Genomic DNA, 13,273 nt, shown 5'->3' with positions numbered 1-13,273 from the left:
GGCGTTCCCCCGCAAGGGCAGGGGCGACGGCACGCACGGAGCGCGCGGCGTCGAGCGGCTCTGCATGCCGGCCACCCTGCAGGTGAAGCCGGGTGCCCTGCGAACCGGCACACCGCGTCATTCCGAAGTAACGCGAAACTCGAATTCGGGACGGTCCCACGGCACGGCGGGCGGGTTCGCGAACACGGTACCGATCCGCACTGCGCCTGCGCGGTGGTAGAAGTCCTCGGCGGGAGCATGCGACACGACCTTGACACGGTCGAGCCCTGCGGCACGGGCCTCGGACTGCATGTGCGTGACGAGCAGCCGTCCGATACCCCGTCCTTGCACTTCGTCGGCGACGAACAGCAGGTCGAGCTCAGGTGGAGCGAGGACGAGCGAGTAGAACCCTAGGACCCGGCCTCCGTGCTCGTCGGCGCCGACGGCCACAAAGACGCGGTGGGCCTCGATGTAATCAGGACCGACCCGGTAGCCCGCGACTGCGGCTGCGTACTTACCCTCGTAGGCGCCTGAGCCCCGCACGAGCCGCGTGAGCCGTTTGGCATCCCGCGCGACGGCCCTCCGTATCGTGATCGGCCGGCTGATCGGGAAGCTGCGTGAACTCATCGGAAGAGTATTTCGCACCTGGGTGTCGCGCTCGTCCGCACGGGCCTGGCCGGAGCGAGCGACAGCATCCGGGATGCAGCTGCAGCACTCAGACCGTGGACGGGTGAGCGGCCGCGGAGCGACAGCCAAACCCCTGGGCTCAAGCCGATGCTGCCGGCCGCCGAATTGATCTGCCGCAGCGACAGGTTCCGGGGGCCTGTGTGCGCAGCATGCGCTCGGCACCGGCCAGAGCAGGGCGGCGCGCAGGTCTCCGTGGTGATGGGACCGTGCTACACGGCCCCTCCTTGCCCGTCGTGTTTCCGCCGCCCGCGCTCGAAGGGCATGGTCGAGCGGGTGTGGGCGGACGGCGAGAGCGCCGAATGCCTGCCGGCGCCCAAGTGGGGGCTGGAGGCGTTCAGCGAGTCACTCGCCCAGGAGGTCGCCGGCTTCGGCATCAAGGTGACCCTCGTCGAGCCCGGCGCCTACGGCACCGACTGGGGCGGCTCCAGCGCGGTCTGGGCCGAGGGACAGCCGCCGTACCAGCCGGTGCGGGAAGCCATGGTCGCGGCCGCGGCGGAAGTGCCGCAGCACGACCCCGCCCACGTGGGCGCCGCGATCCTCGCGGTCGCCGATGCCGCCGAGCCGCCGCTGCGGGTCTTCTTCGGCAGCGCGCCCCTCGACATCGCCGAGCAGGTCTACGCCTCGCGCCTGCAGACCTGGCGCGACGGTGCCGACATCTCCGCACTGGCCGAGGGCCGCTGAGCCCGGCCTCCCGGGCCCCAGTAGGTCGAAGCCGACCGGTCAACGACTTCGTACGGCTGCTGTTCGAGCGAGACGGCGCCTGCTGATCTTGCTGGGACCACAGCCGGACCGGACCCCGGTACCGCCAGGACGGAGTGCGGAAGTCCCGGCGCTGCCCCAGACTGACCGCCGGTCTCGTCGTCGCGTACTCCCGACCGGATCCTCACCGTGTCGGGGGACGGGCAGCCCGGCACGCGACACGGACCTGAAAGGCGCTGAAACAAGCATCTGCGCAGGTCAGAGACATCGATGACCGCATAGGCGCAGGTCAGCGCCATGAGGAACTGGGCCGTGCCCAGGACGATCAGAGGCCGCCAATGTCTCGTGGTGTCCACCTCGCCATGACACCCCCTCGCGCACGTCCCGCGCCTCACCCACCACGGGCGAGTCGGCGACCCCGAGCCGGGGCGACGGTTCAGATCAACCGCAGCTCGCGTGCGCGGCGCACGGCGTCGTTGCGCCGGTTCACCGCGAGTTTGCGGTAGACGCTCTTGAGGTGGGTCTTGACGGTGTTCACCGACACGTACAGGTCGGCGGCGATCTCCTCCGTCGACATCATCCGGGCCAGCCGGACCAGTACATCGCGCTCGCGTCCGCTGAGCGCCTCCACGACCGGTGGCGGCCGGTCGTCGGGCGGTGGATCACGGGTGAGTGAGGCGGGCGCGGCCGGAGCCGGGGTCAGCGGGGCGGGAGTGAGCCAGCCCGCCGCCAGCCCGCGCAGGGGCGCCGTGCCCAGCAGGGGGCGGATCCAGGGTCCGGCTTCGATGAAGGGGCGGCGCAGCTGTTCGCGGCGTGCCTCGTGGAGAGCACGGGCGACGAGCACGCGTGCGCGGGCATGGTCCCCGGCCGCGTCGGCGGCCTGCGCCCTGACCAGCAGGGCGCGTACGGTCACCGCGGGGCCCGTGCGGGCCTCCGGGTGCGCCCGGTCGAGCAGGTCGATCGCCGCGCCGGGCCGCCCCGCGGCGAGGTGGGCCCGGGCGGCCCCCACCACGCAGGCCGGCTGGTCGTCGGGGACCGCCCGCAGCACCCGGGCGGCGGTCTCCGGCCGACCCGCGGCGAGGTGGGCGGCGGAGGCGACCAGCGCCGTGTGGCCCCGGGCCCAGGGTGAGACCACGTCGGCGGTGAGGGCCGGCTCCGCCGCGTCGAGCGCGGCGCGCGTGTCGCCGCGCGCCAGTAGCAGGTGTGAGGTGGTGATGGCCCGGCCGGCCGCCAGCACCGGGTCCCGCGTCACGGGGTCGGATTCCGCGAGCGTGTCCAGGAGGGCCTGCGCCCGGGCCAGCTCGTTGCGGTCGACGGCCACCGCGGCCAGGACCAGTCGTCCGACGCCGGAGCCGGACGACTGGGGCAGGCCGAACCGTTCCGTCTCGGCCATCGCCGCCCGTGCCGTGCGCTCCGCCCTGCCGAGCCAGCCGTTCAGGTAGTCGATCAGGGCCAGGCGGCCCAGGGAGTCCTCGCGCGGGAGCGCCGTCGATGCTCCGCCGGCGCCGTCGGCCACCGCGGACAACGCGGCCCGGGCCTCCCGGAAGTGTCCGGCCCACAGCCTCGCCGACCCCAGATGCGTCAGCAGCAGGGCCGTGAGCTCGGGGTGCTTGTCCAACAGGTGGGCGGGGACCGCACCGCGCAGTTCCTCGGCCGTCTCCGCCGCCCGCTCCGCCCGTCCCGGCGCGCCGGTCAGCCGGGCCGCCAGGGCTTCGAGCAGGGCCCAGCTCAGTCGTGCCGCCGCCAGGCCGGGCGCGTCCCCGGCCGGGGCGCGCTCCCCGCCCAGGCTCTGCTCGGCGAGGCGCAGGTGGGTCAGGCCGCGGTCGAGGTCGCACCGGGCCAGTTCACGGGCCGCGCGGACGAGGTCCGTGGCGGGGCTCGTCGCCTCGGGCGCCATGTGTGAGAACAACTCCGCCAGGTCGTCGGAGCGCAGGCCGGTGAAGAGCTGGCCGATGGCGAGGTCGTCGACGAGGACACCGGCGGTGAAGTCCCAGTCACCCGCGGCGGCACCGTGCCCGAGGGCCTCCGCGAGGGACCCGGAGCGCCGCAGCCACTCCGCGGACCTGCGGTGCAGTACGGGCTCCAGGCCGGGATGACGTACCCGCAGATGGGCGCGGAGGATCTCCCCGAACAGCGGGTGGAGGCGGTACCAGGTGTGCCCGAGGTGCTCGACGAACGCGTTCTCGCGATGCAGACCGGCGAGGATGGGCTCGGCATCCGTGCGCTCGGTCAGGGCGTTGGCCAGTTCGGGGCAGAAGCGCTCGAGGACGCTGACCCGCAGCAGCAGGTCCTGCGTCTCGGTGCTCTGCCGCTTGAGCACCTCGGCGAGCAGGAAGTCGGCCACCGCCGTGCGGTCGGCCTCGAACTCCTTCAGATACGTCTCCGGGTCCGGGCTCTCCTGCGCGGCCAGGGCGCACAGTCTGAGGCCGGCGGCCCATCCCCGGGTGCGTTCCACGAGCGCCCGCGCGGCCGGCACCGCCAGGCGCAGCCCGTGCAGCTCCAGCAGTGTGGCGGCCTCGTCGGGGGTGAAGGCCAGCTCCGCGTCCCTGACTTCCGTCATGTCGCCGGCCGCCCGGTACCGGTGCAGCGGCAGCAGCGGTTCGGTGCGGGTGACGAGGATCAGACGCATGCCGGGTCCCGCGTGGTGCAGGACGAACTCCAGTTGTTCCGCGATCTCCGGGGCGCCCACCCGGTCGTACTCGTCGAGCACCACGAGCACGGGCCGGTCCCGGTCCCTCAGCGCGGCCGCGAGCCGCGCCAGCAGCGCGCGGTCCACGCGGCCCGCGTCCGCCGGGCAGCCGACCTCGGGGGGCAGCGGTACGCCGGAGGCGCGCAGGGCCTGGAGGAGATACGCCCAGAACATGCCGGGCGCCTGGTCGGTCGCCTCGGCGGTGAGCCAGGTGACGGGCCGGTCCCGGTCGGCCGCCCAGTCGGCGACCAGCAGCGTCTTGCCGGCGCCCGCGGCTCCGTTGACCATGGTCAGCGGCGTAAGGAGAGCCTGGTCGAGGTGCTCGAACAGCCGCTCGCGGCGCAGGAACGTGGTGGGCCGGGCCGGTACCGCGAACCGCGTGGTCAGGAACGGATCGCCCAGGGGATCGGCACGTGGGCCGCTCCGCTCCCCCGAATCGTTCACCTCGGACACGGCCATCGAGCTCACCACCACTGCTCGTCAGGTCATGGGCAGCGCTCTCACCTCAGCATCCCAGTGTTCCGCCGGAGCCGCGCGCCGTGCCGGGCGTCGTGCCGACGCGGGCGCACCACCCGTCGGGGGTGAACCCCGCCCGCGACCTGGTGGAAAAGCGGTCCAGGATTCACGAATTGGCCTTGGTCGCGGCGCCGCGCAGCCCCTAGCGTCAGCGCCATGCGGATTCGAATCGTCGACGCCTTCACCGACCGCCCCTTCGCCGGAAACCCGGCCGGGGTCCTGCTCCTCGACTCCTTCCCCGACGACGACTGGCTCCAGAAGGTGGCCCTGGAGGTCAATCACGCGGAGACCGCCTTCGCCCACCGTCTCCCCGAGGGCGGCGAGGCCAACTGGGCGCTGCGCTGGTTCACGCCCGCCACGGAGGTCGCGATGTGCGGCCACGCCACCCTCGCCACGGCCCACGTCCTGCACACCACGGGCGCCCACCAGGGCCCGGTGCGGTTCGCCACCCGCAGCGGCGTCCTCATCGCCACACCCGAGCAGGACGGCTCGATCACCCTGGACTTCCCGACGGCCCCGCTCACCCCCGTCGACGTCCCGGACGGAGTCGACGAAGCCCTGGGCGCCGCACCACGCGCGGCCTTCGACACCGGCCCGAACGTCGGCGACCTGCTCCTCGAGCTCGCCGACGAGAAGACGGTCCACGCCCTCAGCCCCGACCACAAGGCGCTCGCCGCCTACTCCTCGCGCGGCATCATCGCCACCGCCCGCGCGGAGGACCCCGCCCTGGGCTACGACTACGTCTCCCGGTGCTTCTTCCCGAACGTCGGCATCGACGAGGACCCGGTCACGGGCAGCGCCCACACCGCCCTCGCCCCGCACTGGTCCGAGCGCCTCGGCCGCCCCGCCCTCACCGGCCTCCAGGCCTCACCCCGGTCCGGCCGCGTCCGCACGGAGCTGCGCGGCGACCGCACCCTGCTGAGCGGACGCGCGGTCACGGTCATCGAGGGTGAGCTGCTCGTGTAACCACGGGAAGGCGTGAGCGCGCGGGAGGGGCGTACGACAGGCCCGTACGCCCCTCTGTCCGCAGCTCACGCCGTCGGCAGCCAGCCCACCTTGCCCGCGAGCAGGGCATATCCGACGAACGCCCCGATGTCGAGGAGCGAGTGCGCCACGACGAGGGGGCCGACGCGTCCCCAGCGCCGGTACAGATAGACGAAGACGACGCCCATCACCATGTTGCCGATGAAGCCGCCGATGCCCTGGTAGAGGTGGTACGAGCCGCGCAGCACGGAGCTGGCCACCAGTGCGGCGCCGGGGGTCCAGCCCAACTGGCCGAGCCTGCGCAACAGGTAGCCGACGACGATCACTTCCTCGACGATCGCGTTCTGCATCGCCGAGAGGATCAGTACCGGGTACTTCCACCACACGTCGGGCAGGGCCTCCGGCACCACGGTGAGGTTGAAGCCGAGGCCGCGGGCGGCGAGGTAGAAGGCGATCCCGGTGCTGCCGATCACGGCCGCGATCCCGGCACCGCGGCCGAGGTCGAACCAGGGGCGGGTGCGGTCGAATCCGAGGGTGCGCAGGCCGGCCCCCTCGCGAAGGAGGAAGTGGGCCACGAGGGCGACGGGCACCAGCGCCGAGGCGATCCCGAAGAGCTGCCAGGCCAGATCGAGCCAGGGCCGGCCCGGCGCGGCGGAGGCGTTGAGGGTGGCCGCCTGGTCCTTGAGGCCGCCCGGTTTGGTGACCGACCCGACAAAGCTGATCAGCGCCGACACACCGCTGGCGCCGAGCGACAGGCCCAGCACGAGCAGCGTCTCGTCGCGGAACACGCGCCGCGAGGGCCGCTCCCGCGGGTACGACTCCTCCGCCGCCCCAGCCTCCGCCTGCACTCCAGCCTCCAGTCACCCGCCACACCGTGACGTCACAGCATGCCCGACCAGTATGGTCCGCGACTCAGCACCCCCACGAACACGGCCCCAGCCGACCCCGGCACCCCGCACCCCGCACCCCGCACCCCGCACCCGCCCACGTCACACGCATACCCCCAGCCCCGCCACAGGCCAGCCCGGCCCACACCAGCTCGGCCCCGACTCACGCCATACGGCAAGCCCGACCAACGCCAGTCCAGCCCCGGCCACACCAGCCCAGCCCCAGCTCACGCCACACGCCAGCCCAGCCCCGGCCCACGCCACGCGGCCGCACGCCAGCCCAGCCCCGGCCCACGCCACACGCCCAGCCCGCCGCCCACACGCACGTCCTACCGCCGCCGCCGCGATCCCCCACCACGGCGCGGCCCTGCGGGCCGACGACCCCACCGCCGCCGGACCCCGGCTCACACCGCAGCTCAGCCCAGCGGCACCGGCTCCGGCAGCCCCACCGGCCAGGTGTGGACCGGCTCGCCGATCTCCGTCAGCTCGCGGTATCGGCGCGTGGTGGCGGCCAGGGCCACCTCGCGGCTCAGCCCCATCTCGAGCCCCCGGTGGAACGTGGCGGCCTGCCACTCCGCGCCGTTGAACCGCCGTCGGCACCGCTCCTCGATCACCCCGAGATACAGGTCCCGGTCCACGGCCTCGACGCCCCACGCCTCCAGGCCCGCCTCCGCGAGCGGCAACAGCTCGTCGCGTACCAGGCTCACGGCGTCGACCTGGACGGTGCCCCCGAGCCGCCCGCGCCGCGGCCACTCCAACCGCGCGTCGATGCCGTACCGGCACGCCGCGTCGAAGTTCGCGGCGGCCGTCTCGAACGGCATCCGGGTCCACACCGGCCGGGACTCCTCGGCGAGGGCGCGCACCAGGCCGTAGTAGAACGCGGCGTTGGCGATGACGTCGGTGACGGTGGGCCCGGCCGGCAGCACCCGGTTCTCCACGCGCAGGTGCGGGACACCGTCCGCGATGCCGTAGACCGGGCGGTTCCAGCGGTACACCGTGCCGTTGTGCAGGACGAGCTCGGCGAGCTTGGGCACACCGCCGGCGTCCAGCACCTCCAGCGGGTCCTCCTCGTCGCAGATCGGCAGCAGGGCCGGGTAGTAGCGCAGGTTCTCCTCGAAGAGTTCGTACGCCGAGGACACCCACCGCTCGCCGAACCAGGTGCGCGGCCGCACGCCTTGCGCCTGGAGCTCGGGCGGGCGGGTGTCGGTGGACTGCTGGAACAACGGCGGCCGGGACTCGCGCCACAGCTCGTGACCGAACAGGAACGGCGCGTTGGCACCGACGGCGACCTGGGCGGCCGCGACGGCCTGCGCGGCGTTCCACACGTCCGCGAAGCGGCCCGGCGTGACCTGGAGGTGCAGTTGCACTGAGGTGCAGGCGGCCTCCGGCGCGATGGACCCGGCGGTGCACGTCAGCCGCTCCACGCCGTCGATGTCGAGGCGGAAGTCCTCACCGCGGGCCGCCACGATCTGCTCGTTGAGCAGCGCGTAGCGGTCGACGTCCGAGAGGTTGGCCGAGACCAGGTCGTCCCGGTCGAGCGTCGGCAGAATGCCGATCATCACGATTCCGGCGTCGACCTCGCCCGCTTTCCGATCGGCATATGCCAGTGACGTACGGAGTTCCTCCGCGAGCCGATCGAATACCCTGCCACCCAATCGGTGTGGAGCTATGTTGACTTCCAGGTTGAACATGGCGAGTTCTGTTTGGAAATCTCGACTGGCGATGCGTTCCAGTACTTGCGCATTCAGCATTCTGGGCATGCCGTCGGCTCCGGCGAGATTCAATTCGATCTCGAGCCCCATGAGGTTCTTCGGCCTGTCGAACCGCTCCTCCGCCAGGAGCCGCTCCAGCCCCGTCAGGCATCGCCGGAGCTTGTCGCGGTAGCGCTGGCGATCGGACAGGTCGAACCCACCTGCCACGACCTTCTCCCCCATCGAAGCGTCCCTCCTCGGATGGGCAGGCCGATGGATCCGCCCGCCGGTGGTAGCCCCCGGTGGCCCGGGTCAGGTGGCTTATGCCCAACCGAAGCGATCGATAACGTCCCGGCCGGACGTGACGCCCGCTACTCTGGTGGAACGTGACCGGCGGCACATTCACCGGGCATGGTGCAGTGTGCGCATTCGGGTACCCCTCAGCCCTCGTGAAAAACGCCGACGGCAATTGGCCGACCGCTGCGGGCGCATATCCCGAGGTCACCGCCGTGCGATGGACCCTGAATCGGGATGATTCTCTCGAATCGCCGACTGAATGGACTCTTGCGGAGCCCCTTGGAAGCGGCTAGACGAAACACAGTCGAAGCTTGCCTCCTATAAACTCCGCGAACAAGGCAGAGAAGGTTGGCGCCCGGTCGATGGAAGCTGCCGTCATGGCGACGTACGGCAGGGCCGTATCCGTACCTCTCGTTCCTCTCGTCCACAGACCCCGCCCCTGCCTCTCTGACCCCCGAGAGCTGACAGTGCCGTCCGCCCCCGCCTTGCCCCGCCCTCGCGCCACTGTGCCTGTCGAATGAGAGGCGACCCATCATGCCGCTGCATGTCACCCCGGCTCCCGCGCCCGCGCTCCGCTCCGTCCTCACGGCCCTCGGTTCCCCCACCGCGGTCCTCGAGGCCCGAACTCCCTCCCTGCGCACCGCACAGGGGCCCGCCACCCCCGAGCTCCCGCTGCCCGTGCACGTACTGGACCGGATCACCCCCGAGGGCGTCTCCTCCACCCGGCTGACCGGCTGGCGGTTCCTGATCCGCTGCGGCGACCGCGCGGTGGCAGCGGCCGAGACCATGCTGACCCCTGACGGCTGGGCCTTCTCGCACTTCTTCGAGGGCCCGTACGTCGCCTCCCACGAGCGCGCGCTGCAGCAGGCCGAGGCGTTGCAACAGCCGTACCAGCCGCGTCTGCTGTCCCTGCCGAGCCTGTACATGCTCACGCTCTGGCTGCACGGCGACTGCGACGCGGATGCCGCCGAGCACCACCCGGCCGCCACGGACCTCCTGGTCCCGCTGGCACCGGCGCCGCCGGGCATCGCGGCCCACCGACCGCACCGGGTAGCCGAGTTGCTGCCGGTACTGACCCACCGGGTGACCCCGCCGACCCCGCTCCTGGGTTCGCCGGCCTGACACCTCGCCTCCGCGCCCCGCCGCCTGAACGCAGGGCGGCGGGGTGCGTCCTCCGCCGACGGACTAGCCCCATCCGGCCATCACGAACCATCCGAAGTGACCGCCCAGTTGGGATGAACCATCCGCGTGAGCGACGCGTCATCAACCTGTGAAGAAGCCGTGCTGCGAAATCCCTGCGGATCGACGCCCTTGGGGCAACACTGGGTTCCGACCACATACCGCAACGGGGGGCGGACATGACCACGACAGAGCGAAAGATCCCACCCATGTGCCAGCACCAGCCACCGTGTCCTTCAGCCGACTCCGCCGACCGGGAATCCGCCCGTCTCGTGGCGCACCACCCGGAGCAGGGCTGGAGCCTGCTGTGCAACGGCGTTCTCCTGTTCGAGGACACCGGTGAGCTCCTGCCGGACGGCCAGATCATCGCCCCGCACCGCCCGCTGGGTGCGGAAAGCGTGATGACGGCAGCCTGAGCAGCACCGGGCGGGCACCGAATTCCGCCCGGGAGACATGAGGGGCCGGCCGCAGACCAGCGCTGCGAACCGGCCCCGACGCATGTCCGCGGGCGGTCACGCAGCGTAGTTCCGCGACTTGGCTCTCGCGACGGCTTCCCAGGGCCACCCGTTTTCCGGAAGACTCCTGGAAGTTTCGAGAAAGCGTCCGGAACATCGGAGGTGGGGGTATTGGCAGCGCGTGAGGCCGACGCCGAGACGGCGTCAGAAGGGCGGGGCAAGGTCACGATCACGGAGATCGCCCGGCAGGCCGGGGTTTCCGTGCCCACCGTGTCCCGGGTGGTCAACGGACGGTCCGACGTCTCGCCGCAGACCCGGGCCCGGGTCGAGGACCTGCTGCGCCGCCACGGCTACCGCAAGCGCCCGCAGACCACCACCTCGCGCGCCGCCCTGCTCGACCTGGTCTTCAACAACCTCGACAGCCCCTGGGCGGTGGAGATCATCCGTGGGGTCGAGGAGGTCGCCCACGCGGCCGGGGTGGGCACCGTGGTGTCGGCGATCCACGGGCGCTCCGGCGACGCGCGTGAGTGGATGCGCAACCTGCGGGCCCGCGCCTCCGACGGCGTCATCCTGGTCACCTCGGCCCTGGACCCCGTCCTGCACGAGCAGTTGCGCATCCTCGGCGTGCCGCTGGTGGTCGTCGACCCCACGGGCTCACCGGACCTGGACGCCCCGACCGTCGGCGCCGCCAACTGGTCCGGGGGCCTGACCGCCACCGAGCACCTGCTCTCCCTCGGCCACCGCCGGATCGGTCTGATCGCCGGACCGCCCCGGCTGCTGTGCTCCCGGGCCCGCTTCGACGGCTACCGCGCCGCCCTGGAGGCCGCCGGCATCCCCGTCGACGCCTCGCTCGTCGTCCCCGGCGACTTCCACCCCGAGTCCGGCTTCACCGGCTGCAACACGCTCCTCGACCTGCCCGAGCCGCCGACCGCGCTGTTCGCGGCCAGCGACCAGATGGCACTCGGCGCGATCGAGGCCCTTCGGCGGCGGGGGCTCAGGGTGCCCGAGGACATGAGCGTGGTGGGCTTCGACGACCTTCCGGAGGTCCGCTGGTCGGCCCCGCCCCTGACCACGGTCCGCCAGCCCCTCGCCGACATGGGCAAGGTCGCCGTCCGCACGGTGCTACGGCTCGCCCGGGACGAACAACCGGACTCGCCCCGGGTCGAGTTGGGCACGGAACTGGTGATCCGCTCCAGCACCGCCGCACCACGCGGGCTGAACCAGGCAGGGCCTCCCGCTTGAACGGCAGGTCCTAGTGCCGCGGTACTAGCTCAGCGCCTCCCGTATCGCGTAGTACGCCGGCTTCGGCCGGAGCTGCTCGTCCCACGGGAGGGCGGCGCCCTGGCCCTCGAAGAACGCCGGGATCCAGCTGTACTTGTCGGTGTAGTCCCACACCGTGATCCCGACGCACCGGCGCACCGCGAGGCATGCCTCCGTCATGTCCCGGTACCAGTCGGCCTGCTGGGCCAGCTTCTCCTCGGTCGCGGGCAGCAGCATCCGTACGTCGACCTCGGTCAGCGCGGTGTCGAGGCGGAGGCGGGAGAAGCGGCGGAGGTTGTCCTCCAAGGTGGCCGGATAGCCGTACTGGAGGGCCAGGTGGGCCTGGAGGCCGAAGCCGTGGAGGGGGACGCCCTGGGCCTTCAGCTCCTTGGCGAGGGCGTAGTAGGCGTCGCTCTTCGGGCCCACCGCCTCGACGTTGTAGTCGTTGAGGTACAGCTTCGCCTTCGGGTCGGCCTGGTGGGCCCAGCGCAGGGCGTCGGCGATGTAGCCGGGACCGAGGGTCTTGTAGAAGATCGTCTCGCGGTAGGTGCCGTCCTCGTTGAACGCCTCGTTGACGACGTCCCAGGAGTAGACCTTGCCACGGTAGTGCCGCACCTCGGTCTGGATGTGTTTCTTCAGTACGGCCCGCAGTTCGTCGGCCGTCCAGGTGCGCGAGGTGAGCCAGCCGGGCAGCTGGCTGTGCCAGACCAGGGTGTGGGCGCGGACCCGCTGGTGGTTCTTGCGGGCGAGCTTCACGATCTCGTCGCCCTGGGAGAAGTCGAAGACCCCCTGCTGCGGCTCGGTGGCGTACCACTTCATGCCATTGCCCGGGGTGATCATGTCGAACTCGTCGCCCAGCATCTTGGTGTAGGGCGCGTCGGTGAGTTCGGGGTTGTCGGTGGCACTGCCGAAGTAGCGCCCGTGCCGCTGGGCGAGTTCGGCGAGCGTGCGCTGCTTGCCGTGCTGCTCGGTGGCCTGGGCGGCGGGCCCGGTGACGATGCCCGCGCCGACCAGCACGGCGGCGAGGGCGCCGGCGAGTCTGAGCCGGGTACGGGAGCGGGTGGTCGTACGCATGGGGCGACTCCTCACGATCGATGGTGTGGGTGAGCCGTACGTCCGCGGGCGCGGGTCATCCCTTGGTGGCGCCGGCGGTGAGGCCGCCGACGAGCTGACGCTCGGCGACCGAGTAGAAGGCGAGGGCGGGGACCATGGCGAGGACGAGGTAGGCGAAGACCCGTGCGGTGTCCGAGGAGTACTGGCCCTGGAACTGCTGGACGCCGACCGGAATGGTCCACCAGTCGGGCTCGCTGAACACGAGCAGCGGCAGCAGGAAGTTGTTCCAGCTTCCGACCACCGCGAGCACCGACACCGTGCCGAGCGCGGGACGGGCCATGGGCAGCAGGATCCGCCAGAAGAAGCCGAACGGGCCGCAGCCGTCCAACGTGGCCGCCTCCTCCAGTTCGGCCGGGATCTCCCGGAAGAAGCCGCGCAGGATCACGATCGTCATGGGCAGCCCGAACGCGGCCTGCGGCAGGATCACCCCGAGCGGGTTGTCGAGCAGGTCCAGCGAGCGCAGCAGCAGGAACAGCGGCAGGACCGCCACCGCGAAGGGGAACATCAGCCCCATCGTGAACAGGGTGAACATCGCCTCCCGTCCGCGGAAGGCGAACCGGGCGAAGGAGAACGCCGCGAGCGCCGACACGGCGACGACCAGCACGGTCGTACCCACCGCGATCAGCGTGCTGTTGCCGAGCATCCGCCAGAAGTCGCCCGAACCGAGGATGCCGGTGTAGTTCGAGGTCACCCATGGGTCGGGCAACCCGATCGGGTTGCGGGAGAGCTGGTCGGTGGACTTGAACCCGGAGAACACCGCGTACAGCAGCGGTACGCCCATCACCGCGCCGACGGCGACGAGGACGACGTGCAGGGGCAGACTCCTGCCCCGGCGCT

11 protein-coding genes are annotated in these 13,273 nt (G+C 71.8%); 5 read left to right on the top strand and 6 right to left on the bottom strand.

The window, feature by feature from the left end; translation table 11 throughout:
* Window positions 1–117: 117 nt before the first annotated feature.
* Window positions 118–606, bottom strand: a complete 489-nt coding sequence (locus ACGFNV_RS36680; RefSeq protein WP_393628638.1) for a GNAT family N-acetyltransferase — start codon at window positions 604–606, stop codon at window positions 118–120.
* Between the two features lie 321 nt (window positions 607–927).
* On the opposite strand from ACGFNV_RS36680, the gene ACGFNV_RS36675 reads away from it, so the two are divergent.
* On the top strand, window positions 928–1,347 hold the full coding sequence (locus tag ACGFNV_RS36675; protein ID WP_393628636.1) for a hypothetical protein: 420 nt from the start codon (window positions 928–930) through the stop codon (window positions 1,345–1,347).
* Between the two features lie 454 nt (window positions 1,348–1,801).
* Here ACGFNV_RS36675 and ACGFNV_RS36670 read toward each other — a convergent pair whose 3' ends face one another.
* Complete coding sequence (locus tag ACGFNV_RS36670) at window positions 1,802–4,513, bottom strand: LuxR C-terminal-related transcriptional regulator (RefSeq protein ID WP_393628634.1); 2,712 nt, start codon at window positions 4,511–4,513, stop codon at window positions 1,802–1,804.
* A 213-nt stretch (window positions 4,514–4,726) separates the two neighbouring features.
* Between ACGFNV_RS36670 and ACGFNV_RS36665 the strand changes: the two genes are divergently transcribed.
* A complete protein-coding gene (locus ACGFNV_RS36665) occupies window positions 4,727–5,536 on the top strand; it encodes a PhzF family phenazine biosynthesis protein (protein WP_393628632.1) in 810 nt (269 codons plus the stop codon).
* 65 nt (window positions 5,537–5,601) lie between these two features.
* Here the strand turns inward: ACGFNV_RS36665 and ACGFNV_RS36660 are convergent, their stop codons facing one another.
* Window positions 5,602–6,402 carry a CPBP family intramembrane glutamic endopeptidase gene (locus tag ACGFNV_RS36660; RefSeq protein ID WP_393628630.1) on the bottom strand — a complete coding sequence of 267 codons (801 nt, stop codon included), beginning with the start codon at window positions 6,400–6,402 and terminating at the stop codon, window positions 5,602–5,604.
* Between the two features lie 455 nt (window positions 6,403–6,857).
* Window positions 6,858–8,375: a glutamate--cysteine ligase gene (locus tag ACGFNV_RS36655; protein ID WP_393628628.1), complete on the bottom strand. Its 1,518-nt coding sequence runs from the start codon at window positions 8,373–8,375 to the stop codon at window positions 6,858–6,860.
* A gap of 588 nt (window positions 8,376–8,963) precedes the next feature.
* On the opposite strand from ACGFNV_RS36655, the gene ACGFNV_RS36650 reads away from it, so the two are divergent.
* The 3 genes from ACGFNV_RS36650 (at window position 8,964) to ACGFNV_RS36640 (ending at window position 11,305) form a co-directional block, all read left to right on the top strand.
* On the top strand, window positions 8,964–9,551 hold the full coding sequence (locus ACGFNV_RS36650; protein WP_133931715.1) for a hypothetical protein: 588 nt from the start codon (window positions 8,964–8,966) through the stop codon (window positions 9,549–9,551).
* 266 nt (window positions 9,552–9,817) lie between these two features.
* Window positions 9,818–10,024, top strand: coding sequence for a DUF5999 family protein (locus ACGFNV_RS36645; protein ID WP_393628970.1), 207 nt, complete (start codon window positions 9,818–9,820; stop codon window positions 10,022–10,024).
* Between the two features lie 210 nt (window positions 10,025–10,234).
* Entirely contained in the window at window positions 10,235–11,305 is a 1,071-nt protein-coding gene (locus ACGFNV_RS36640) for a LacI family DNA-binding transcriptional regulator (RefSeq protein WP_393628626.1), read from the top strand.
* 24 nt (window positions 11,306–11,329) lie between these two features.
* On the opposite strand, the gene ACGFNV_RS36635 is transcribed toward ACGFNV_RS36640, so the two are convergent.
* Complete coding sequence (locus ACGFNV_RS36635) at window positions 11,330–12,397, bottom strand: endo-1,4-beta-xylanase (RefSeq protein ID WP_393628624.1); 1,068 nt, start codon at window positions 12,395–12,397, stop codon at window positions 11,330–11,332.
* A gap of 55 nt (window positions 12,398–12,452) precedes the next feature.
* A complete protein-coding gene (locus ACGFNV_RS36630) occupies window positions 12,453–13,217 on the bottom strand; it encodes a carbohydrate ABC transporter permease (protein WP_393628969.1) in 765 nt (254 codons plus the stop codon).
* Window positions 13,218–13,273 lie beyond the last annotated feature (56 nt).

Source organism: Streptomyces sp. NPDC048751 (assembly GCF_043198595.1).
GTDB lineage: Bacteria > Actinomycetota > Actinomycetes > Streptomycetales > Streptomycetaceae > Streptomyces.
This window is presented reverse-complemented; position numbering and strand designations above follow the sequence as displayed.

Bases quoted from the DNA above. Each gene is read 5' to 3' on its own strand.
- ACGFNV_RS36675 (WP_393628636.1), top strand. From the start codon at position 928: ATGGTCGAGCGGGTGTGGGCGGACGGCGAGAGCGCCGAATGCCTGCCG.
- ACGFNV_RS36630 (WP_393628969.1), bottom strand. From the start codon at position 13,217: ATGGGCGTACCGCTGCTGTACGCGGTGTTCTCCGGGTTCAAGTCCACC.
- ACGFNV_RS36635 (WP_393628624.1), bottom strand. From the start codon at position 12,397: ATGCGTACGACCACCCGCTCCCGTACCCGGCTCAGACTCGCCGGCGCC.
- ACGFNV_RS36645 (WP_393628970.1), top strand. From the start codon at position 9,818: ATGTGCCAGCACCAGCCACCGTGTCCTTCAGCCGACTCCGCCGACCGG.
- ACGFNV_RS36670 (WP_393628634.1), bottom strand. From the start codon at position 4,513: ATGGCCGTGTCCGAGGTGAACGATTCGGGGGAGCGGAGCGGCCCACGT.
- ACGFNV_RS36665 (WP_393628632.1), top strand. From the start codon at position 4,727: ATGCGGATTCGAATCGTCGACGCCTTCACCGACCGCCCCTTCGCCGGA.
- ACGFNV_RS36650 (WP_133931715.1), top strand. From the start codon at position 8,964: ATGCCGCTGCATGTCACCCCGGCTCCCGCGCCCGCGCTCCGCTCCGTC.
- ACGFNV_RS36655 (WP_393628628.1), bottom strand. From the start codon at position 8,375: ATGGGGGAGAAGGTCGTGGCAGGTGGGTTCGACCTGTCCGATCGCCAG.
- ACGFNV_RS36680 (WP_393628638.1), bottom strand. From the start codon at position 606: ATGAGTTCACGCAGCTTCCCGATCAGCCGGCCGATCACGATACGGAGG.